A 20,686-nucleotide genomic window follows, 5' to 3' on the forward strand; every position below is an offset into this window, starting at 1 on the left:
GGGGGGGGGGGGGGGGTCTCCTTGGGGTATTGTTTTGTGATTTTAGGGGGGAGGGGTAGGGAGAAATCCAGATCCCCCGCTGCTGGTCTTCCTGATCGCTGCTGCGGTGATGCGGTGTTCCTCTCTCTCGTCCGACGTGTCCGGTGCGCAGGCCTGACGGCCTTACAGGTGCGCGAGCTTGTAGAGCGCGGGCGCGGCGGTGCGCACCGCGGCCCACTCCTCCTCGGTCAGCTGGGAGGCGAGCTCGGCCAGCCAGGCGTTGCGCCGGCGGCGGCTCTCGTCGAGGATCGCCGCGGCCTGCTCGGTCGCGCTGACCACGACCTGCCGCCGGTCCTCGGGATGCGGCTCGCGCCGCACCAACCCCTTCTCCTCCAGCATCGCGATGATTCGCGTCATCGACGGTGGCTGGACGTGCTCCCGCCGCGCCAACTCCCCCGGCGTGGCGCTCCCGCACCGGGCCAGCGTCCCCAGCACCCCCATCTCGGTGGGGCTGAGGGACTGCTCCACATGCTGGTGCCGCAACCTGCGCGCCAGCCGCATCACGGACGACCGCAGCTGACTGACAGCGGCGAGGTCGTCCTCGGACATCTCGGACATGGTCCTTAGCTTATGTCATTACTCTAGCTAATTAAAATCGGCATGTCCCGACAGCCGTCGGTGGCGCACAATGGTTTCCTACAGGTTGTGCGACCGCTTCCCGAGGAGGACGACGTGACCGCCACCAACATCGAGATCGACGCGGACATCCTGGCCGAGGCCATGCGACTGCTCGGCACCACCACCAAGAAGGAGACGGTCAACACCGCACTCCGCGAGGTGGTCCAGCGGCTCAAGCGGCTGGAGGCGCTGGAGAGGATGACGGCCCGCGCCGCGGACGGGGAGCTCAGCCCGGCGATCCGCGCCTACGAGATGCGCAAGCGCGCCCAGCGGGGCGAGTGAATGACCGGCTACCTGATCGACACGTCCGCCATGTGGCGAATCCTCCGGGACCAGGAGATCCAGGCGCACTGGCTCCGCCCGCTGGAGGCCGGCCTGGTCAGGCTCTGCTCGGTGACGAAGCTCGAGTACCTCTACTCGGCCGACGGCCCCGCCCACCGTGACGAGATGGAGGAGGAGCTGACCACGCTCTTCGCCCCCGTCCCGATGCCCAAGGATGCCTGGCGCTGGGCGGAGAACGCCCAGTACAAGCTCACCCAGAAGGGCCAGCACCGCGGGCCCGGCCCGGCCGACCTGCTGCTGTGCGCCACCGCGGTCCACCACGGGCTGACCATCCTGCACGACGACAACGACATCGCCACCGTCTCCCGGATCCTCCCGGAAGTCGTGGAGATCGACGTCTGCCACCGCGGCGTCGGCTGAGCCCTCGGCGCCGTCACACCCCCGCCCCCGTCACCCCCGCCCCGTCACTGCGGGAACGCCCGGCGCGCCCGCCAGCTGCGGTGTTCGCGGGCCACCGCGTCCTCGACGTCGCCGGCCAGCAGCGCCCAGGCTGCCTCCGCCTCCGGGTCGTCCAACTCCAGCGAGCTCAACTTGCCGTAGACCAGGTCGAGTTCCTTGCCCGCCAACAGGTAGGCCGCGGCCAGCGGGCGCAGCTGCTTGAGCTGGGTCCAGGCCACGATCGCGGCGGCGGCCGCCGAGCACGCGCCGAAGATGCTCACCGAGATCGCCCCGAGCGCCTGGGCGATCGCCGCCGCGCCACCGATGATCATCAGGGCCACCGTGGCCAGCCCCCAGGAGACCGCCTGCGACTCGCAGGCGTCCGCCTTGGCCAGGTACCAGGTGCGCTGCCCCTGCACCCGCAGCCGCAGGTAGACCGCGCGCCGCAGCGGCAGGTCGGCGGCGCGCAGCTCGCGCATCCGCTCGGTGATCTCCGGCACCGACCCGGGCGCCAGCACCCCGGTCTCCTCGAAGGTCCGCAGCACCTCGGCGACCTGCTCCCGGTACACCTCGTCCGCCTCGAGCGAGTCGGCCGGACCGCCGAACGGGCGGGCCCGCACGCAGTACTTCCAGGCCAGCGTCTTGACCGACTCGGCGGCGGCCCGCGCCCCGTACCAGCGGGCCTGCGGGTTGACGCGGCGCAGCCTGGCCCAGAAGTACCCGGCCAGCAGGAAGGCGGCGACCGAGACGAACGGCGCCGCACTGGTCTTGCCGTGGCTGCTGGGCGCGATCACCGCGCTGACCGCGGCCGCGACCACCAGCATCAGGATCATCCCGCGGTACCAGCGCAGGGTCTGCCGCTGACCGGCCAGCGACTCCCCGTCCGCCGTCGGATACGGCTCGGGCATGAAGTCCGCCTCGTCGATCCCGGTTGCGTCCCATCCCGCCATCGGTCAGTGCCCCCTCACGACGATTCACCGGCAGTATGCCCCACGCCAACTCGGCTACACAGCAAGGTTTCCGGCCGCACCTGGCGCCACTTCGGCCACAACTCCCGCCCCAGGTCACTCCCGTCCCGCGCGCACCCGCCCACTCCACGGCGCGCGCCCGCCCCGCAGCACCCGCCCGCCCCGCAGCAGCCGCGGCGCCCACCGCGAGGCCGGCGCGACCGCCACCACCAGCGCCACCAGGGCGCAGAGCAGCCCGAGTTCGGCGACCACCGGCCACGGTCCGGCCGCGTCGGCCGGTAACGGGATCGACCCGAGCAGCCGGCCCAGCGCCGCCCACGCCCCGGACTCGACCGACACCGCCGCCACCGCCCCCGCGGAGAGCGCGACGCAGGTCCCGAGGAACGAGGCCCACCGCCCCCGCGCCGCCGGCCGGGCATTCCGCACCTCTGTCAGCATGCCGACCATCGTTCAGCCCGGCACGCCCCCACGGGAATCCGGAGCATCCCCCACCCGACCCTGAGATCGCCCTACCCTGCCCCCATGACCGGGCCCGCGTTGATCTGGTACGCCGCCTACGGCTCCAACCTGCACCTGGCCCGACTGACCGCCTACCTGGCCGGCGGCCGCCCGCCCGGCGGCACCCGGGTCTACCCCGGCTGCCGGGACCCGAGCCCGCCGCGCGCCATCCGGCCGGTCCGGCTGCCCGGCACCCTCTACTTCGCCCTGGAGTCCGCGGTCTGGACCGGCGGCAGCGCCTTCCTCGACCCGCACGCCGCCGGCCGCACCCCGGCCCGCGCCTACCTGCTGACCGCCGCCCAGTTCAGCGACCTGGCCGCCCAGGAGATGCACCGCCCACCCGGCGCCGACCTGGACCTCAGCACCGTCCTGCACGCCGGCCGGGCCGCCCTTGGCCCCGGCCGCTACGAGACGCTGATCCACCCCGGCACGATCGACGGCCACCCGCTGCTCACCTTCACCGCCCCCTGGCGCAGCGCCGAGGCCGCCCTCGCCCCGCCCGCCCTCGGCTACCTCCGCCACCTCGCCGCCGGCCTGGGCGAGGCCCACGCCTGGCCCACCCCGCGGATCGCCGGCTACCTCGCCACCCGCCCGGGCGCCGCCGGCCACTGGCAGGCGGACACCCTGACCGACCTGCTGTCCCCACCGGGCGCCACTAGGATGTGACTCAGGTCACATCGGTTCCACCGTTTCGAGCTGTCACATCTGCCTCAGGCGACTCGTCAGGGTGGTGAAAGCGACGACAGCAGCAGAGCAACGGAGGATCCGGCCATGGACGCCCGCTTCAACTACTACGGCACCACCACCGGCGCGAAGTTCAGCAAGTACATCAACTCGGCGGCCGCGGCGATCAAGGGCTCGGGCCTGCCCTACGCCACCCAGCAGCTGGTCCTGCTGCGGGCCAGCCAGATCAACGGCTGCGGCATGTGCACCGACATGCACTACAAGGACGCCATCCACGCCGGCGAGCAGCCCGAGCGCCTGAACCTGGTCGCGGCCTGGCGCGAGGCCACCTCCTTCAGCGAGGCCGAGCGCGCCGCCCTGGAGCTGACCGAGGAGGGCACCCGGATCGCCGACGCCGCCGGCGGGGTCAGCGACGAGGTGTGGCGCAACGCCGCCAAGCACTACGACGAGGAGCAGCTCGCCGCCCTGGTCTCCACCATCGCCCTGATCAACGCCTACAACCGGATGAACGTCATCTGCCGCACCCCCGCGGGCAACTACCAGCCCGGCCAGTGGTGACCACCGTCCGCCGCCCGCTCACCCCCTGAGCGGGCGGCGGAGCGAGTCCGCTCAGTCAGCTCGGCTCGGTCCCACGCCTCGTCGGTGCACAGCAGTCAGTCGCACCCTCGCAGCAGGTGCTGCAGGCGATCCGCCTCGGCAACCGTCCGGGCGCCGCGCAGGACCCCACCCTCGTCGACAGACTCCCCGAGCAGATCGAACTCGCCGTTGGCGATGGCATCCGCCAGCTCCATCCGGCGGGCCAGCTTGACCGCCTCGAGCAGGGCGGCGTTGACGGCCGCGACCTTGGTGGTCGTCCCGAAGAGGCGCTGGGCCTCTTCGAGCAGGTCTTCGTCAAGATCGATACCGGTACGCGTCATCTGTGCTCCCCGGGTGGAAACCTGCCACCCATGATCTTGCCAACATGCAGAAGGTGATATCGAACATCGGGTCGGCGGATCCAACCGGGTCACAACGCCCCGGACTCCCACCGTTGCCCCACCTGCACACGGGGCAACGGGTGATCCGCGGTGTCGAGCCAGAAGGTTCGGCCGGCCGAACCCACCGTCATGCCGAACCGGTCGAAGTCCGGCTCACCCACCGACTGCCACCAGCGGTGGGCGGCCTCCACCAGGTCCCACAGCTTCCGGGGCCCCGACTGGTACACCTCCCACTCCACCTCATCGTCGTAGAAGACAGCCGCCCACGACGTGTCGGCGAGGCTGTACAGCCACAGCACCGTGACCCCGTCCTCCCGCCGGTGCACCAGGTGCGTGACACCGGGCACCAGCAGACTGGCCGCGAACGTGAACGGTTCCCAGTCGCCCAGCGGCACCCGAACCCGGGTGGCGCTCTCCACCGAGTCCCCGGGGAAGTCGGGATGGGCCGGGCGCACCAACCGCTGGGAGCGCATCTTCATGAACTGCACCGCCCGCAGGAACGGCCCCGATGCCGAACCGTCCTGTTGAACCGTCAGTTTCACCAAGGCGTCCTGGTGGCCGTAGTGCGTACCGAACGGGGCCAGGATCAGCCCGCCCACCCGGGTCTGGGCCAGCCACGCGGGCGGAATCTCCCGCACCCCGCACGTGACGATCACCCGGTCGTACGGAGCCCCTGCGGACCAGCCGAGCGAGCCGTCCGCGCACACCACCTCGGGCGTGTAGCCGGCCGCGTTCAACGCTGTGCGCGCGCGGGCGGACACCTCTGGGTCCACCTCGACGGTCGTCACGTTCGTGTCGCCCAGGCGGCACGAGAGCAAGGCCGCGTTCCAGCCCGTCCCCGTGCCGATCTCCAGGACCCGCATCCCCGCGGACACCTCGAGGTCGAGCAGCATCGAGCGGACCAGCGACGGCTGAGAGGCCGACGAGGTCGGCACCCGCCCCGGCTCCAGGCCCTGGTGGTCGCCGTCGTCCCACTGCGTCACGATCGGTGCGTGCTCAGCGGCGGCAGCCTCAGCCCACGCCGCCGGGTCCGCGTTCCGATCCAGGGCGACGTTGGCGCCGCTGTCCATGTCGTGGGCCCAGATCACATCCGGCAGGAACGAGGAGCGCGGCACCGCACCCAACACCACCGCCCACCACTGCTCCGGCGTGCGGCCGGCGGTCCCGGCCCGGGAGGAATCGTCATCGGGAAGGTGCCGCCCCGCAGTACTACCGGGGCGGCCCTCCCGCTCAGGATCGAGCGTCACTTGCGGTGCCCTCCACTGCCGGGCGGGGTGGAGCCATCCGGGGACGGCGGTCCGGACGGCGGAGTCGACGGGCCGGGCGGCGTGATCGGCGCCTTGCCCCCACCGTGCTTACCCATCTCTGAATCTCCCTTCGTGAATGCGGAAGTTGAACCCGTGCGCGGCTGGATATCGGCCTTGCGCGGGAGTCTCAGGCCCCCGCCGGCGGCATGGGGCCGGGGCCGGGCGGGCGGTTGGGACCGGGCGTCGGAGTGCTCATACTGGTGTCTCCTCACACCGTGGGCGGCAGCCTGCCAGCTCCGTCCTGTGGGACCCGCCCCAACCGATCGAGCTGTCCAGGTCCGCCGGTCGGGACGGGGTCGCGCCGCCCTCGGACACGTCACCAAGGCGGGAGTTGTGCAGCGGCGGCGGCGAGAGCGGCCGGCTGCCGGCCATCGATCGCCACCTGGTCAGCTGCGCACTCGAACCAGACGACCTTGCCCACACCAGCCGGGGCCCAGCCCCACGAGTGCGCCAGGCCGGCGACCAGGAGCAGCCCCCGACCGCCTGTGGTCGTGTCCGCAGCCGTCTCCGGGTCGGGCAGGCGAAGGCTGGTGTCGGATACCTCCACACGCAGCCGGATCCCGGTCCACCGCACCGTCACGTAGCACCGCGCCTTGCTGTGCTCGACCGCGTTCGCCAGCAACTCGCCCGCGCACAGCTCCGCGTCGCGGAGTGCGTCATCCGACAGCGGCACCTTCCAGAAGCGCGCGATATCGATGATCAACCGCCGAGCGGGAGGGACCGCGGCCACATCCGGTTCAACGCCCCACTCATACGGCACCGGAAAGGACGCCGTGTCCAAGGGGCTCATCAGACTCCACCACCCTCCGGTGCGAAGGGGGCGCCCTCAACGGGGCGAAGGGTGGAGCCGTCCCGAGGCGCCGTCCACTCCGCACCGCCCTGGGGCGGACGCAGGTGGTAGGAGAAGACGCCCTCCCCCGGCACATCGACAACGACGCCGATGGCACCGGTGGTCAAGTCCCGTGCGAGATCCCCGAGCCGGGGTTCCCACTGCTCCGGAGGTCCGGACGCTTCCCGAGGGGTGATCCGTCGTCGGCTCATGCAACAGACGGTAACCGTCCGACTACCCCCGAATATGAATCGGGGGAATACAGCTATCCGTCCAGGTGGAAGCGGTCGGACATGCGCCGTAGCTTCTCCCGGGTGGTCGCCCTCTCCGCGTAGACGATCTTGCGCAGGGTGGCACGCGCGATCGGATGGTTGCGGACGAGCTGCGGTGCGATGTGCTCGGCCTTCTCCAGCTCGACAAGGGCCTTGTCCCGATTGCCGTCCCAGAGCCAGGCGCGCGCCAGGTCCATGCAGTGGTGCCCGCGCCGCGAGTTGGGCAGTATGGCGACCTGCTCAGGGTCGGCCCGCTCGTGGAGCACCAGCGCCTTGGCATGGTCGCCCATCTCCAACTGCACTGAGATGGAGTGGATTTGGACGTTCCCAGCCGAGAAGGTCAACGAGTGGCGGTCGAAGACGGGGGCGTTGCCGGCATCCATGCGCGACGCAGCCGACTGGGCAAGCCGGATGCGTTCCTCGGTCTCGCCGGCTTGGCCGGCCCGGGCAGCGGACACCGCCGCGCGAAGTTGCAGGGTCCCCCACGCTCGAACGGCAAGCGGCTTACCCGCGTCGTACTCGTCCTGGATCGAGCGAAGCGCCTTGTCCGAGAGCGACAGCGAGTCATCCCAGTCCGCGGTTGCCCACATGTCCCAGACCCGCATCCAGGACGCGACCGCGGGCAGGACCGCATCCCCCGATCGTTCGGCCGCCCAGGCGGCACGCTCGCAGGCCATGGCGATCAGCTCCGGGTGACCGAGCGTGTGGGCGGCCGTGTGGGCGAACTTGCAGCAGACGGCATAGATCCCGAAGGCCTCATCCCGCTCGTGCCCCGTCGACACCTCAGCCAGTGCGCGGGATTCGCGCAGCAGGTCCGGGAGCACCCGCAGGATGGCGACGTTTGCAGCCGCATCCCGCAGTCGGTGAAGTCGCGCAGTCTCCTGCCACAGGACCTGCGAGGAGCGAGGCCGGCCGTCGAAGACCGGCGTGAGGTCGTACCGGCGCAACTCGCGCAGGATCGAGGCGGCCGCCACCTGCCACTGATTCTCGGAGGCCTTGCCCTCGATGAACGGCCGCTCGATCAGGTCGTTCGGGTGGCAGTGCAGGGCCGCCGCAACCTCGTTGATCAGGTTGGCCCGGTCGAGCTCGATGCTTCCCCGCTCGACCTTCGACACCCACCCCTGGGTCCGCCCAAGCGCGGCGGCGAGATCTGCTTGCGGCATGCCCAGGCGGAGCCGCTGTCGCCGAACACGCTTACCGATCGACTCCCGCTCCTCCAACACTGTCGTCCCTCCCCAGCAGTCGGACCGCTTCGGCCTACGTGGACAGTACCCGGCCATGCGGTCGTCCGTGCTGGCAAGAACGCACAGCGGCCGCCCGGGGAGACCTCGCTCCCGGGCGGCCGCTCGATGCCGTCGGTTTCCGGCTGCTATTTCCCCAACCCCAGCGCGGGCATCATGTAGTAGAAGGCGAACACCGCCGCCACCAGGTACAACGCCACCGGGACGCTCTTCGCCCGGCCGGTGGCGACGCGCAGGACGCAGAATGTGATGAAGCCCATGCCGATGCCGTTGGTGATCGAGTAGCTGAACGGCATCAGCACCATGGTCAGGAACGCCGGCACCGCGAGGGTGTAGTCGTCCCAGTCGATCTCGCGGATCGAGTTGGCCAGGATCAGGAAGCCGACGGTGACCAGGGCCGGAGTGGCGGCCTGGGCGGGGACCATGGTGGCCAGCGGGGTGAGGAAGAGGGAGAGCAGGAAGAGCGCGCCGGTGAACAGGCTGGCGAGGCCGGTGCGGGCGCCCTCGCCGACGCCGGCGGTGGACTCGACGAAGCAGGTGTTGGCCGAGGAGGAGGTGGCGCCGCCGAGCGCGGTGGCGATGCCGTCGACCATCAGGACCCGGTTCATGCCCGGCAGGTCGCCCTGCTCGTCGAGCAGGTGGGCCTCGTCGGCGACGCCGAGGATGGTGCCCATCGCGTCGAAGAAGCTGCTCATCAGGACCGTGAAGACGAACAGCACCCCGGTCATCGCGCCGACGTGGTGGAAGCCGCCGAACAGGCTCACCTTGCCGATCAGCGAGAAGTCGGGGGTGGCGACCGGGTTGCCGGGCCACTTGGGGACGGTCAGGCCCCAGGCGCCGGCGGGCAGGTTGGCCAGCTTCTGGATCACCACGGCGACCACGGTCATGGTGACGATCGAGATCAGGATCGCGCCCGGCACCTTGCGCACCAGCAGCACCAGGGTGAGCAGCACGCCGAGCACGAAGACGAGCACCGGCCAGCCGTGCAGGTGGCCACCGATGCCCAGCTCCAGCGGCACGGTGGTGTGCGCGGCGTCCGGGATCCGGCTGACGAAGCCGGAGTCGACCAGGCCGACCAGGGTGATGAAGAAGCCGATGCCGATCGCGATCGCCTTCCGCAGGCCGAGCGGGACGGCGTTCATCACCCGCTCGCGCAGCCCGGTGGCGACCAGCAACATGATGCAGAAGCCGGCCAGCACGACCATGCCCATCGCGTCCGGCCAGGTCATCTTGGGGGCCAGCTGGAGCGCCACGATGGTGTTGACGCCCAGTCCGGCGGCCAGCCCGATCGGCACGTTGCCGATCACGCCCATCAGCAGCGTGGTCAGGCCCGCGGTCAGCGCGGTGGCGGTGACCAGCTGCGAGAAGCTCAGCGCGTGCTTGTTGATGTCCACCGCGTTGGACAGGATGATCGGGTTCAGCACCAGGATGTAGGCCATGGTGAAGAAGGTGGCGACGCCACCGCGGAGCTCACGGGAGAGGCTGGAGCCGCGTTCGGAGATCCGGAAGTAGCGGTCGAGGGCCGCGGATGGCATGCGTGTGTGTCCTCTGGTGGGGGCGGAGGAGAGTCTTCAGTATGTGTTCACCGGTCGTGCACGCGCCATCTTCGCGCGTAGACGCGCCGGAACCGCGACCCGGAAGCCGTAGGCTGACCACCATGCCGAAGACCCCGCTGCACCCCGCACCGCCGCCGCTGGAGGCCAACGACGTCGCGATCGTCGGCGGCGGCACGGTGCTCTGGTTCCTGGGCTTCCTCGCGCTGCTGCCGTTCCAGCACTCGCTCTCCGCGCACGGCCACGGCAGCTGGCCGTGGATCTGCCTCGCCGGCGGCCTGCTCGGCCTGATCGGCCTCTGGTACTGCCGGGCCCGGCGGGCCGCGATCGAACGGGACCGCACACAGAAGGCGGCAGCGGCCGGCGCGGCGGACTCCACGGCGGGCGGGACGGACTCCACGGTCAGCCCGGAGGACGACTAGCACCCCCGCCGGTCGGGCCACCCGGTCGGCGGGACCGGGCCCGCAGGAGGACGCATCGGACATTTCGCCCCCGTAGAGTCGGTGCCATGACGCACCCCGCGGACTGGACCACTCCTGCCGACGGCCCCGGGAGCGGCCCCGGGAGCAGTCCCGGCGGCGGCCCCGACAGCGGCTCCGACACCGCGCCCGCCCCCGGCGGGGCCGCGGGGCTGACCACCGCCGAGGTCGCCGAGCGAGTGGCGAACGGCCTGGTCAACGACGTGCCGGTGCGCTCCTCCCGGTCGGTCGGCGAGATCGTCCGGACCAACGTCTTCACCCGGTTCAACGCGATCATCGGGGTGCTGTTCGCCGTCATCCTGGTGGTCGGCCCGATCCAGGACGGGCTGTTCGGGCTGGTCATCGTGGCCAACACGGCGATCGGCATCATCCAGGAGGTGCGCGCCAAGCGGACCCTGGACAGCCTCGCGCTGATCGGCGAGGCCCGCCCGCGGGTGCGGCGGGACGGCGCCACCACGCAGATCGCGGTGGCCGAGATCGTGCTGGACGACACCGTGCTGCTCGGCATCGGCGACAAGGTGATCGTGGACGGCGCGGTCACCGAGGCCGAGGGCCTGGAGATCGACGAGTCGCTGCTCACCGGCGAACCCGACCCCGTCCTCAAGCACCCCGGCGACCAGGTGATGTCCGGCAGCTTCGTGGTGGCCGGCGCCGGCGCCTTCACCGCCACCAAGGTCGGCCGCCAGGCCTACGCGGCCCAACTGGCCGAGGAGGCCAGCCGGTTCACCCTGGTCAAGTCCGAGCTGCGCACCGGCATCGACACCATCCTGCGGTTCATCACCTACCTGCTGGTCCCGACCGCGATCGGCCTGGTGATCAGCCAGTGGACGGTCGAGCACAACGACTGGCGCGAGGCGGTGCGCCGCACGGTGGCCGGCATCGTGCCGATGGTGCCCGAAGGCCTGGTGCTGCTCACCTCGGTGGCCTTCGCGATCGGGGTGGTCCGGCTGGGCCGCCGCCAGTGCCTGGTCCAGGAGCTGCCGGCGATCGAGGGGCTGGCCCGGGTGGACACCGTCTGCCTGGACAAGACCGGCACCCTCACCGAGGGCGGCATGGACGTGCAGGAGCTGCGCACCCTCAACGGCACCGGGGACGTCGAGTGGCTGCGCCAGGCGCTGGCCGTGATGGCGCGGGCCGACGCCCGGCCGAACGCCAGCATGCAGGCGGTGCTCGACGCCTACGGCACGCCGCCGCCCCCCGAGCAGCCGGCGCCCGGCAACGGCAGCGAGCAGGCCACCGGCAGCAACACCGCGCCACCGGAACACGGCAACAGCAACACCGAGCCGCCGGAACCCGGCAACAGCGCCGAGCACTGGCGGGTGCTGGAGGCCGTGCCCTTCTCCTCCGCCCGCAAGTGGAGCGGGGTGCAGCTGGCCGAACCCGGCGGCACCGAGGCCGGCTGGCTGCTCGGCGCCCCCGACGTGCTGCTGCCCGCCGGCCACCCCGCGCTGGCCGAGGTGGACGAACTGGGCACACAGGGACTGCGGGTGCTGCTGCTGGGCCGCACCCCCGTGCCGCTGGCCGCCCCCGACGCGGCCGCCGCCCTCACCCCGCTGGCCCTGGTGGTGCTGAAGCAGCGGCTGCGCCCGGACGCCGCCGACACGCTGCGCTACTTCGCGGACCAGCAGGTGCAGGCCAAGGTGATCTCCGGGGACAGCGCGGTCTCGGTGGGCGCGGTCGCCGCCGGGCTGGACCTGCCGGGCGCCGACCACCCGCTGGACGCCCGCACCCTGCCCGGCGACCCCGACGAGCTGGCCGAGACCGCCGAACGCACGACCGTCTTCGGCCGGGTGACCCCGCAGCAGAAGCGCGACCTGGTCGGCGCCCTGCAGTCCCGCGGCCGCCACGTGGCGATGACCGGCGACGGCGTCAACGACGTACTGGCGCTCAAGGACGCGGACATTGGCGTGGCGATGGGCTCGGGCAGCGAGGCGACCCGGGCGGTGGCGCAGATCGTGCTGCTGGACGACCGCTTCGCCACCCTGCCCTCGGTGGTCGCCGAGGGCCGCCGGGTGATCGGCAACATCGAACGGGTGGCCAGCCTCTTCCTGGTGAAGACCGTCTACTCGGTGCTGCTCGCGCTGCTGGTGGTCTTCACCCAGGTGCCCTACCCGTTCCTGCCCCGGCACTCCACCGTGCTGAGCGGGCTGACCATCGGCATCCCGGCCTTCTTCCTGGCCCTGGCGCCCAACAACGAGCGCGCCCGCCCCGGCTTCGTCCGCCGGGTGCTGCGGATGGCCGTGCCCGCCGGGGTGATCGCCGGCACCGCCACCTTCACCGCCTACGCGCTGGCCCGCTCCGACCACGCCACCGACCTCAAGGCCGACACCAGCGTCGCCACCCTGACGCTCTTCCTGGTGGCGATCTGGGTGCTGGCGATCGTGGCCCGCCCGTACACCTGGTGGCGGCTGCTGCTGATCGGCACCATGGGCGGGGCCTTCGCCCTGGTACTGGTGGTGCCCTGGCTCTCCGACTTCTTCCAGCTCAAGCTGGCCGGCCTGCGCGACCCGTGGACCGGCGTGGCGATCGCGGTGCTGGCGGGGCTGCTGCTGGAGGTCGTCTGGCGGTTCGTCAGGCGCGGTCTGCACCAGGAAAGCTGACGAACCGCCTGACGACCGGAGTGCAGGCCCGCCCGACTGCCGACAACCGTCAGGACTCGAAGTCCCGTGCCGCCGACAGCTCGTAGGCCCGGTCCGGCTCGGTGAGCGCGGCCAGCACCTCGAACCGCCGGTGCCACTGCCCGACCGACCAGGCCAACCCCGCCGCCAGCCCCTCCGGGGTGGCCGCGTGCAGCAGGCCGGGGACCGGCGGGACGTCGAACTCGTCGTCCTCGTCCGCCTCCTCGGCCTGGTCCGGGTCGTAGGGCAGCTCCGGGGCGGGCGCCGCGGTGTCCCAGCGCCAGTCGACCGCCGCCTCCTCGCCGTCCGGGCCCACCACCAGCAGCTCCTCGTGCTCCTCGTACGCGGCCGGGCAGCCGGGCAGCAGCTCGCGGACGAACGGCGGCACCCGGTGCAGCGTGCCCTCGGAGAGCACCCGGCCGCCGGCGATCTCGCTGGCCAGCGAGACGTGCAGCAGCGTGGCCAGCGCCGGGGCCAGCGCCGGGGCGACCGGGACCAGCGGGTAGGGGTGCAGCAGCTGGACCAGGTCGGGGGCGTCGGCCACCACGGCCTCGGTCGCGTCCACCACCACGGTGTGCGCGGGCCGGCGGCCGGTGTCCGGGTCCAGCGGCGGCAGGGCGCGCACCTCGTCGTGCAGCGGCTCCAGCTCGACGGCGGCCAACGCGGTGTAGATGCCGTGCAGTTGGCGGTGCGTCACCTCGCTCGCCGGGTCGGTGAGCCGGTCCAGCAGCTCGTCCGGGCCGTGCGGCTCGGCGAGCAGCGCGGCGAGCGTGGTGCGCACCCCGAGGGCGTGCAGGAACTGCTCGTCCAGCGTGGTGCGGGCCTCGTCGTACAGGCCGCGCAGCAGCCAGTCGGCGCCGGCGGCCCGCAGCCCGGCCGGCTCGCGGCCGTCCAGCACCGGGTGGTCGCGCAGCCACCAGGCGGTGTACGGCGGCAGGTCGGTGTAGCTGCCGTCCGCCAGCAGCACCCGGACCGGGGCCACCACCGCGTCCCGGTACGGCGGGCGGGCCAGCCGGGCCAGCGCCTCGGGCCAGGCCTCCTCGTCCACCAGGTCCAGGTCGCGCACCGCGAGCAGCTCGCCGGCCACCGGCGGCACCTCGACCTGGTCCACCAGGCTGTTCGAGGCGTCCGCGTGCAGCGCCTCCAGCACCTCCTCGCACCAGTCGGCCAGCCCGTCCGGCGCCTCGTCCAGCAGACCGGTGGGGGTGCCGCCGGCCGCCCGGTCGGCGGGGGCGGTCGGGTCCAGGCGCTCCAGGTCGTCCGGGTCCAACACCACGTCCTCGGCCCGGACCAGTACGAAGTCGGTCAGCACCCCGGCGGCCGCGAGCACCTCCGGGCCCCACCGCTCCAGCAGGTCCTCGTCCACGAAGGCCGCGTCCTCGGGGCGCGCCAGACTCGCGAACGGGGCGTCCGGCAGCAGGAGTTCACCGGCCCGGGCGAGCTCGCCCTCGTCGTCCGGCAGCGCCAGCCGGGCCAGCCAGGGGTGGTCGCCCGGCTGCGCCCCGGCCGCCCTGACCAGGCCGAGCACCGCGTCGGCCAGCTCCACCGCGCCCTCGAAGTCCTCCTCGCCGACGTCCAGCGAGCGGTCCACCGCCGCCTGCAGCTCAGGGGTGGTCAGGATGCCGGTGGGGGTCGCGGTGCCGGCGCCCAGCTTGGCCAGCAGCGGGTGCGCGGCCTCCGGGTGGGCCAGCCGCAGGTCGAGCAGGTCCAGCGCCTCGGCCAGCGCCTCCGGGTAGCCGGGGAAGCCCGCCCAGTCGGCGTCCTCGGAGGGCAGCAGCACCCGGCGCGGGCCGGTCACGGTCCGGCCGGTGGCCAGCGGCACCGGCAGCGCGCCCAGCGCCTCCGGGTCGGCCCCGACCAGCGCCCCGTACAGGCTGCGCCACCAGGCCGGCTCCCGCTCCAGGCCGCCGAGCTGGTCGACCACCTCGGCCAGCGGGATCCGCCGCACCTGCAGCGCCCGCAGCTCGGCCCGCCGCTCCAGCCCGGCCGGCAGCAGCCCCGGGAAGATCGGGGCCAGCGCCTCGACCACCGAGGAGTCGGCGCCCTCCAGCAGCGTGGCATCGCGCGGGCGCAGCGCCGGCAGCCCCTCGGCGACCGCAGCCGGGTGCGGCAGGAAGGCGGTGCCGGGCAGCCGGGAGAGGATCGCGCCGCGCAGCGCGTTGTCCAGCGCGCCCTGGCCGAGCGGGCCGGGCACCAGGGCGAGCGAGCCGAGGTCGGCGCCGCGGGCCCGCAGCAGCTCGGTGTAGGCCTCGGCGGCCCGTTCGGTCAGGAAGTCGGCCAGCGGGCCGGGCGCCACGTGGCGGCGGGTGGAGTCCAGCGGGTAGGAGGCGATCAGCAGCGCGGGCACGCCGAGCGGCTCCTCGCTGGGCGTGGGCGCGTGCAGCACCGGCGCCACCGGGAGCGGCTGCGGGGTGCCGCCGGCGGAGATCGGGACCGCCCAGGTCACCGTCCAGAACGGGCGGGCCCGCTCCTCGACCGGGCGGTCGGTGAGCAGCGCGGGGTCCAGCGACCCGGTGGTGGTGACGGTCTGCCAGCGCGCCTGGGTGCTGCCGGCGGGACCGTGGTCGGTCAGCAGCACCTCGGCAAGGCCCTCCGGCGAGCGCTCGGCGGCCGACCGGGTCAGGGTGCGGACCCGGCCGTCCGGCAGCTCCACCACGATCTCCGCCAGGCCGGGCAGGGTGAGCAGCAGGGCGTCGTCCACCCCCGCCAGCAGCCGGCGGGTCAGGTCCTCGGCGGCGCCGTCGCGCAGCGGCAGCAGCACCACCGTGTCGTAGCCGGCCGGCGGCTCACCGCTGGCCGGCAACGGCAGCCGGAGCAGCGGGACGTGGCCGTCGCGACGGCGCAACTCCTCGGCCAGCTCCGGGCGTTCGGCGGCCTCCCGGTCGGCCAGGGTGCGGGCCTCGGCGAGCGACCAGCGCACCCCGCCGGCGTGCCCGACGATGGCCGGCTCGTCGCTGACCGCCAGCACGGCGGCGAAGCCGACCCCGAACCGGCCCACCGTGGGCGCGGCATCGGCCCGCTTGGAGGACGCCCGCAGGGTGGAGAGCGACTCCACCGCGGCGGCGTCCAGCGCCGCCCCGGTGTTGGCGGCGGCCAGCACGCCGTCCCGCAGGGTCAGCCGCAGCCGCCCGGTGCCACGGCCGGCCCGGGCCGCGGCGTCGGCCGCGTTCTGCGCCAACTCGACCACCAGCCGGTCCCGGTAACCGCCGAGCGCCAGCTCCTCCTCGGCGTTGGCGTCCTCCCGGAACCGGGCCGGCGAGGCCGCCCAGGCGTCCAGGACCCGGCGGCGCAGCTCGGCCGTACCGAAGCGGTCGGCCTCCTGCTCGTCGCCGCCGCTGCCGATGATGCGAGGCTCCACTGGACCCGCCCGCCTTCCCCAACCGTCACACGAGATCCCTTGGGGGCATTCTCTCCCCTGGAGGCGACAGAGCCGACCAACGGGCTCCCGACGCGGTGCGGCGGGACGGTCCGACGGACGCGAACGAAACGCGGACGGACCCCCTCGCCGTGGCGAGCGGGTCCGTCCGGTGGAGCGAAGAGAGGGCTCAGAAGACCGGGCTCAGAAGACGGGGCTCAGGAGTGCCCGAGCTCCTCGGCCGGGGCGTCCGGCTCGACCGAACCGCCGGTGCGGTCCGGGTGCAGGTGCAGCGGCTCGACCACGGTCTCGTCCAGGATCAGCTCGGCCGGCACCGGCGGAGCCGGCAGCACGGCCGCCTCCGAGTGGCCGCCGCAGCCGTAGCCGAGCGAGACCACCTGGCCGTCGGCCGGCCCGAACTCGTTGCCGCAGACGCCGAACGCCTGACCCAGCGAACCGCCGATCGGCACCAGGAAGCCGCAGGTGGTGCAGGAGGCCGGCGCGGACTGGGCCATCGGGGTCTGCGGGCCGTGCGCCTTCTCCCAGCGGTCGGCGGCCAGGTGCAGCCCGAGCCGGGAGAGCACCCGGGCCCGGGACATCCCGAGCTCCTCGGCGACCGCGCCGATCTGCGCCCGCGCGGGGGCCGGCTGGACGTGCGGGTCGGACAGCTCCAGGTCCTCCTCGCCGTCGAAGACCGCCGCGTTGGGCGCGGGCTCGTCGTCCCCGGTCCAGCCGGGCTCCAGCCGCACGTCGTGCGCGTCGGTGGGCAGCAGGTCGCCGGGACCGAGGTCACCGGGCAGCAGCCGCTCGCTCCACGGCACCCACTGCGGGGCCAGCACCGCGTCGGGGCCGGGCAGCAGCACGACCTCGTCCAGGGTGACCACCTTGGCGCGCGGCGCCCGGGCCACCGTCACGGCCCAGTGCCAGCCGCGGTAGGCGGGGTCCCGGCACTCGAAGGTGTGGGTGACGACCCGCTCGCCCTCGGCGCGGGCGGCCAGCGGCGTGCCGACGGCCTCGGCGCCCACCGCCTCGACCGCTGCCTGCCTGGCGAGTTCGACGGCCTCGGCACAGAGCCGGTCGGGGGTACGGCTTCGCATCGCAGCACTCACGGCGTCGGTTCTCTCCAGTCTTCTTGCCTGCAGCCTAGTCGCCCGGTGGCTCGCCCGGGCCTTTCGGGACCGTCACGGCGGCCGGGTGCGCACCCGCGGGTGTCGCATCGCTCGGGCCTGCCGCCGGTACCGCCAGCTCGTGGTACCGCCCCTATTCTGCGTGACCGGGAGCCTCGCGGGGACCGGCCGCGCCGCCCACCGGCCAGGCCGGCCGCCACGCCGCGCGCTCCGCCGCCGCGGTCGCGTGGTGCGACCGCCGTGGCAGTCGCGTAGTGCAGGCTACCCGTCGGGAAGCTTCCGGCGACAGCCCGTCCGGTTTCCCCGGGCGAACCGCGGCGCACCGGCGGGGCGCGCCGGCGGGCGGTCGGGGCGCGCCGCGTCAATCAGCCACGCCGAGCCGACGGCAATCCCTCGTCCTGGCGAGGTTTGTCAGGCAGGATGGCCAGTGTGGCGGACGAAAATCCGTCGTCGCACGCCTCGCCGGTCGCCGTGCCGCGACAGCAGCTTCCGGTCCCCCCTGTGGACGGTACGGGCCCACAGCCGGAGGACCGGTGCCCGCTGCCCGAAGAGCCCGCCGCCGGGCCGGCCACCGAGGCCGAAGGCCCGGCCGACCCCGAGGGCCCCACCGACGCCGCCGGCCCTGAGGACCCTGAGGACCCCGAGGACCCTGAGGACCCCGGAGCCCCCGAGGACCCCGAGGACCCCGCCGGCGACGAGCCCACCGTGGAGTCCGCCCCCGTCGACACCGCCCCGCGCCGCGGCCTGCTGCTCCGCAGCGCCTCCGCCGCCGGCCTGCGCACCGGCCGGGTGGTGCACGGCACCGGCCGCCGGATCCGCAAGGCCACCTCGGCCGACGGCGCCGGCGAGTCCGGCCTGGCCAAGCTGATCGAGCTGCACGCGCTGAACTCGTTCGGCGACATGCTGATCACCATCGCGCTGGCCTCCACCATCTTCTTCTCGGTGCCCACCACCGAGGCCCGCGGCCGGGTGGCGCTCTACCTGCTGGTCACCATGGCCCCCTTCGCGCTGCTCGCCCCGGTGATCGGCCCGCTGCTCGACCGGGTGCCGCACGGTCGCCGGGCCGCGATGGCGATGGCGATGCTCAGCCGCGCGGTGCTCGCCTGGACCATGGCGAGCTCGATCACCAACGGCAACCTCACCCTCTACCCGGAGGCGCTGGGTTGCCTGGTCGCCTCCAAGGCGTACGGCGTGGTGCGCAGCGTGGTGGTGCCGCGGCTCAAGCCGGCCCGGGTGACCCTGGTCAAGGCGAACTCCCGGGTGACCCTGGCGGGTCTGCTGGCCACCGGTCTGGCCGCCGGCGTGGGCGGCCTGCTGCACCTGATCGGCCCGGCCTGGCCACTGCGCGGCGCCTTCCTGGTCTTCGTGATCGGCACCCTGATGGCCTTTCACCTGCCGCACCAGGTGGACTCGGCCAAGGGCGAGCAGCGCGCGGTGCTGCACGCCGAGCCGCACACCAACCCCGGCGAGACGCCGCCCGCCGAGGCGCCGCGGGCCAAGGCCAGCCTGCGCACCGTCGGCCCGGCCGTGATCCTGGGCCTGCGCGCGGTGGCGGCGCTGCGCGGGCTGAGCGGCTTCCTCACCCTCTTCCTGGCCTTCCTGCTGCGGGTGGACCCGGTCGGCGGGGTGTCGCCGACGGTGGGTCTGGCCCTGCTGGCGGTGGCGGCCGGCGGTGGCAACGCGCTCGGCTCGGTGTTCGGCTCCTGGCTGCGCAGCCGCGGCGGCGAGGCCACCATCACGCTGATGCTGATGCTGGCCACCGCGGCAGCCGTGGCCAGCGCGCTCTGGTACGGCATCGTGACCGTGCTGGTGGTGGCCGCGGTGGCCGGGATCGCCGCCTCGCTGGCCAAGCTGGCGCTGGACTCGCTGATCCAGCGGGACGTCCCGGAGGCGGTGCGGACCTCCACGTTCGCCCGTTCGGAGACCCTGATGCAGCTCGCCTGGGTGTTCGGCGGGGCGCTCGGCATCCTGCTGCCGCTCGACGGCACGCTCGGCCTCTCGGTGGCCGCCGCCCTGCTCGGGGTGGCGCTGCTGTGGACCGCGGTGGCGTTCGTCCGCCTGGGGGTCCGCGGCGGCGCACCGCACCCCCGCGTAGCGTGATCGTCAGAGTTGGATAGCCTTCGTGCTATGAGCCTCAGCCCCCGCGTCCTCGCCGTCGGCGCCGCCGCAGCCGTGATCGCCGCCGCGTCGGTCGGCGCGTCGGTCGCCTACGCCGCCAGCCAGCCCACGCCCAACACCACCAAGGTCACCGTCACGGTCGGCCGGAACTCGCACCAGGTGTTCCCGACGCCGGCGTGCTGGAACGGTGGCAAGCCGCTGGACACCCAGGCCCGGCAGAACTGCGCCGCGCTCTCCAACCAGCCGGCGGGCAGCTACAAGGACAAGATCACGGTCAAGTCCAACGACCGGATCGGCGTCGGCATCGACCCCGACAGCGCGAAGAACGGCTGGCGCGCCTTCACCAACGGCGGCGGCGGCCAGGGCGCCGTGGTGGCGAACTTCCAGAAGGACAACACCTTCTCCGGCCTGCAGCCGGCCGCCAACCTGCTGACCTCGAACCGCGACACCGCGCTGACGGTGATCGAGTTCGACCCCAAGACCGCCGACACCGCCAGCCCGGGCATCATCGCGGTCTGGTTCGTCGACCTGGTCAACAACTCGCTGCCGGTCGGCCAGGCGACCCCGGACGCCTCGCAGGGTCAGTGACCCTGCCGCACCGCACCGGCGAGCAGCCGGCCCCCGGCACCGGGGACCGGCTGCTCGTCGTGGTCGCGGTGCCCGCCGAGGCCGACGCGGTGCGGCGCGGCGCACCGGCCGACCGGGTGACGGTGGTGACGGCCGGGGTCGGCCCGGCCGCGGCCGCCACCGCCACCGCCCTCGCGCTGGCCGCCGAGCGGCACCCGCTGGTGGTCTCGGCCGGGATCGCCGGCGGCTTCGCGCCGCACGCCCCGATCGGCACGGTCGTGGCGGCCGACGCGATCGTGGCCGCCGACCTGGGCGCGCAGACCCCGGAGGGCTTCCGGGACGTCGCCGAGCTCGGCTTCGGCACCGCCGCGCACACCCCGCCGCCGGAGCTGGTCGCCCTGCTGGCCGCCGCCACCGGCGCGCTGACCGGCCCGGTGCTGACCGTCTCCACGGTGACCGGCAGCGCACAGCGCGCCGCCGAGCTGGCCGCCCGGCACCCCGGTGCCGCCGCCGAGGCGATGGAGGGCTTCGGGGTGGCCGAGGCGGCCGCCCGGCTGCGGGTCCCGGCGCTGGAGCTGCGCACCGTCTCCAACCCGGTGGGCCCGCGCGACCGCGCCGCCTGGCGGATCGACGAGGCGCTGGCCGCGCTGGAGCGGGCCTTCGCCGCGCTGCCCTACGACCGGCTGCTGACGGCCGCGCACTGCTGATGCGGCCGC

General features: G+C 73.5%; 19 protein-coding genes. 9 read left to right on the forward strand and 10 right to left on the reverse strand.

Annotated elements, in window-relative coordinates:
- Nucleotides 1-162: 162 nt before the first annotated feature.
- On the reverse strand, nt 163-597 hold the full coding sequence (locus ACQRUO_RS01745) for a MarR family winged helix-turn-helix transcriptional regulator (RefSeq protein WP_428313840.1): 435 nt from the start codon (nt 595-597) through the stop codon (nt 163-165).
- A 114-nt stretch (nt 598-711) separates the two neighbouring features.
- Here ACQRUO_RS01745 and ACQRUO_RS01750 point away from each other — a divergent pair, with 114 nt between their 5' ends.
- Both ACQRUO_RS01750 and ACQRUO_RS01755 read left to right on the forward strand, forming a co-directional pair.
- The gene (locus ACQRUO_RS01750; protein WP_428313841.1) at nt 712-939 is read left to right on the forward strand and encodes a type II toxin-antitoxin system VapB family antitoxin; all 228 of its coding nucleotides are present in this window, start codon (nt 712-714) and stop codon (nt 937-939) included.
- On the forward strand, nt 940-1,359 hold the full coding sequence (locus ACQRUO_RS01755) for a PIN domain nuclease (RefSeq protein ID WP_428313842.1): 420 nt from the start codon (nt 940-942) through the stop codon (nt 1,357-1,359). It abuts the gene before it with no gap.
- A gap of 44 nt (nt 1,360-1,403) precedes the next feature.
- Here ACQRUO_RS01755 and ACQRUO_RS01760 read toward each other — a convergent pair whose 3' ends face one another.
- Nucleotides 1,404-2,327 (reverse strand): DUF4231 domain-containing protein, encoded by a 924-nt coding sequence (locus tag ACQRUO_RS01760; protein ID WP_428313843.1) that lies wholly within the window; start codon nt 2,325-2,327, stop codon nt 1,404-1,406.
- Between the two features lie 114 nt (nt 2,328-2,441).
- Nucleotides 2,442-2,783: a hypothetical protein gene (locus ACQRUO_RS01765; RefSeq protein ID WP_428313844.1), complete on the reverse strand. Its 342-nt coding sequence runs from the start codon at nt 2,781-2,783 to the stop codon at nt 2,442-2,444.
- A gap of 84 nt (nt 2,784-2,867) precedes the next feature.
- Between ACQRUO_RS01765 and ACQRUO_RS01770 the strand changes: the two genes are divergently transcribed.
- Nucleotides 2,868-3,509, forward strand: coding sequence for a histone deacetylase (locus ACQRUO_RS01770; protein WP_428313845.1), 642 nt, complete (start codon nt 2,868-2,870; stop codon nt 3,507-3,509).
- Nucleotides 3,510-3,614: 105 nt separating this feature from the next.
- A complete protein-coding gene (locus ACQRUO_RS01775) occupies nt 3,615-4,085 on the forward strand; it encodes a carboxymuconolactone decarboxylase family protein (RefSeq protein ID WP_428313846.1) in 471 nt (156 codons plus the stop codon).
- A gap of 95 nt (nt 4,086-4,180) precedes the next feature.
- Here ACQRUO_RS01775 and ACQRUO_RS01780 read toward each other — a convergent pair whose 3' ends face one another.
- The 5 genes from ACQRUO_RS01780 to ACQRUO_RS01800 form a co-directional block, all read right to left on the reverse strand.
- Nucleotides 4,181-4,444: a type II toxin-antitoxin system VapB family antitoxin gene (locus tag ACQRUO_RS01780; protein WP_428313847.1), complete on the reverse strand. Its 264-nt coding sequence runs from the start codon at nt 4,442-4,444 to the stop codon at nt 4,181-4,183.
- An 89-nt stretch (nt 4,445-4,533) separates the two neighbouring features.
- Nucleotides 4,534-5,631: a methyltransferase domain-containing protein gene (locus ACQRUO_RS01785; protein WP_428313848.1), complete on the reverse strand. Its 1,098-nt coding sequence runs from the start codon at nt 5,629-5,631 to the stop codon at nt 4,534-4,536.
- A gap of 496 nt (nt 5,632-6,127) precedes the next feature.
- The gene (locus tag ACQRUO_RS01790) at nt 6,128-6,601 is read right to left on the reverse strand and encodes an ATP-binding protein (protein WP_428313849.1); all 474 of its coding nucleotides are present in this window, start codon (nt 6,599-6,601) and stop codon (nt 6,128-6,130) included.
- Nucleotides 6,602-6,905: 304 nt separating this feature from the next.
- Nucleotides 6,906-8,135, reverse strand: a complete 1,230-nt coding sequence (locus ACQRUO_RS01795; RefSeq protein ID WP_428313850.1) for a helix-turn-helix domain-containing protein — start codon at nt 8,133-8,135, stop codon at nt 6,906-6,908.
- A gap of 146 nt (nt 8,136-8,281) precedes the next feature.
- Nucleotides 8,282-9,688, reverse strand: a complete 1,407-nt coding sequence (locus ACQRUO_RS01800) for an NCS2 family permease (protein ID WP_428313851.1) — start codon at nt 9,686-9,688, stop codon at nt 8,282-8,284.
- 122 nt (nt 9,689-9,810) lie between these two features.
- Between ACQRUO_RS01800 and ACQRUO_RS01805 the strand changes: the two genes are divergently transcribed.
- Both ACQRUO_RS01805 and ACQRUO_RS01810 read left to right on the forward strand, forming a co-directional pair.
- Nucleotides 9,811-10,128: a DUF2530 domain-containing protein gene (locus ACQRUO_RS01805; RefSeq protein WP_428313852.1), complete on the forward strand. Its 318-nt coding sequence runs from the start codon at nt 9,811-9,813 to the stop codon at nt 10,126-10,128.
- 86 nt (nt 10,129-10,214) lie between these two features.
- Nucleotides 10,215-12,785 (forward strand): HAD-IC family P-type ATPase, encoded by a 2,571-nt coding sequence (locus ACQRUO_RS01810; RefSeq protein ID WP_428313853.1) that lies wholly within the window; start codon nt 10,215-10,217, stop codon nt 12,783-12,785.
- Nucleotides 12,786-12,834: 49 nt separating this feature from the next.
- On the opposite strand, the gene ACQRUO_RS01815 is transcribed toward ACQRUO_RS01810, so the two are convergent.
- Both ACQRUO_RS01815 and ACQRUO_RS01820 read right to left on the reverse strand, forming a co-directional pair.
- On the reverse strand, nt 12,835-16,161 hold the full coding sequence (locus ACQRUO_RS01815; protein WP_428313854.1) for a sacsin N-terminal ATP-binding-like domain-containing protein: 3,327 nt from the start codon (nt 16,159-16,161) through the stop codon (nt 12,835-12,837).
- 215 nt (nt 16,162-16,376) lie between these two features.
- Entirely contained in the window at nt 16,377-17,255 is an 879-nt protein-coding gene (locus ACQRUO_RS01820; protein WP_428313855.1) for a DUF3027 domain-containing protein, read from the reverse strand.
- A 777-nt stretch (nt 17,256-18,032) separates the two neighbouring features.
- Between ACQRUO_RS01820 and ACQRUO_RS01825 the strand changes: the two genes are divergently transcribed.
- Genes ACQRUO_RS01825 through ACQRUO_RS01835 form a run of 3 tightly spaced genes read left to right on the forward strand, consistent with a single transcriptional unit; the run spans nt 18,033 to nt 20,677 of the window.
- A complete protein-coding gene (locus ACQRUO_RS01825) occupies nt 18,033-19,385 on the forward strand; it encodes an MFS transporter (RefSeq protein WP_428313876.1) in 1,353 nt (450 codons plus the stop codon).
- 27 nt (nt 19,386-19,412) lie between these two features.
- Nucleotides 19,413-19,991, forward strand: coding sequence for a hypothetical protein (locus ACQRUO_RS01830; RefSeq protein ID WP_428313856.1), 579 nt, complete (start codon nt 19,413-19,415; stop codon nt 19,989-19,991).
- Entirely contained in the window at nt 19,988-20,677 is a 690-nt protein-coding gene (locus ACQRUO_RS01835; protein ID WP_428313857.1) for a futalosine hydrolase, read from the forward strand. Before ACQRUO_RS01830 ends, ACQRUO_RS01835 begins: the two co-directional genes overlap by 4 nt.
- The last annotated feature ends 9 nt before the right edge of the window (nt 20,678-20,686 follow it).

Source organism: Kitasatospora sp. LaBMicrA B282, assembly GCF_050325825.1.
Classification (GTDB): Bacteria; Actinomycetota; Actinomycetes; order Streptomycetales; family Streptomycetaceae; genus Kitasatospora.

Excerpts from the sequence above, each read along its gene's own strand:
- ACQRUO_RS01745 (WP_428313840.1), bottom strand. The coding sequence starts at position 597 with ATGTCCGAGATGTCCGAGGACGACCTCGCCGCTGTCAGTCAGCTGCGG.
- ACQRUO_RS01755 (WP_428313842.1), top strand. The coding sequence starts at position 940 with ATGACCGGCTACCTGATCGACACGTCCGCCATGTGGCGAATCCTCCGG.
- ACQRUO_RS01760 (WP_428313843.1), bottom strand. The coding sequence starts at position 2,327 with ATGGCGGGATGGGACGCAACCGGGATCGACGAGGCGGACTTCATGCCC.
- ACQRUO_RS01765 (WP_428313844.1), bottom strand. The coding sequence starts at position 2,783 with ATGCTGACAGAGGTGCGGAATGCCCGGCCGGCGGCGCGGGGGCGGTGG.
- ACQRUO_RS01770 (WP_428313845.1), top strand. The coding sequence starts at position 2,868 with ATGACCGGGCCCGCGTTGATCTGGTACGCCGCCTACGGCTCCAACCTG.
- ACQRUO_RS01775 (WP_428313846.1), top strand. The coding sequence starts at position 3,615 with ATGGACGCCCGCTTCAACTACTACGGCACCACCACCGGCGCGAAGTTC.
- ACQRUO_RS01780 (WP_428313847.1), bottom strand. The coding sequence starts at position 4,444 with ATGACGCGTACCGGTATCGATCTTGACGAAGACCTGCTCGAAGAGGCC.
- ACQRUO_RS01790 (WP_428313849.1), bottom strand. The coding sequence starts at position 6,601 with ATGAGCCCCTTGGACACGGCGTCCTTTCCGGTGCCGTATGAGTGGGGC.
- ACQRUO_RS01800 (WP_428313851.1), bottom strand. The coding sequence starts at position 9,688 with ATGCCATCCGCGGCCCTCGACCGCTACTTCCGGATCTCCGAACGCGGC.
- ACQRUO_RS01805 (WP_428313852.1), top strand. The coding sequence starts at position 9,811 with ATGCCGAAGACCCCGCTGCACCCCGCACCGCCGCCGCTGGAGGCCAAC.
- ACQRUO_RS01810 (WP_428313853.1), top strand. The coding sequence starts at position 10,215 with ATGACGCACCCCGCGGACTGGACCACTCCTGCCGACGGCCCCGGGAGC.
- ACQRUO_RS01820 (WP_428313855.1), bottom strand. The coding sequence starts at position 17,255 with ATGCGAAGCCGTACCCCCGACCGGCTCTGTGCCGAGGCCGTCGAACTC.
- ACQRUO_RS01830 (WP_428313856.1), top strand. The coding sequence starts at position 19,413 with ATGAGCCTCAGCCCCCGCGTCCTCGCCGTCGGCGCCGCCGCAGCCGTG.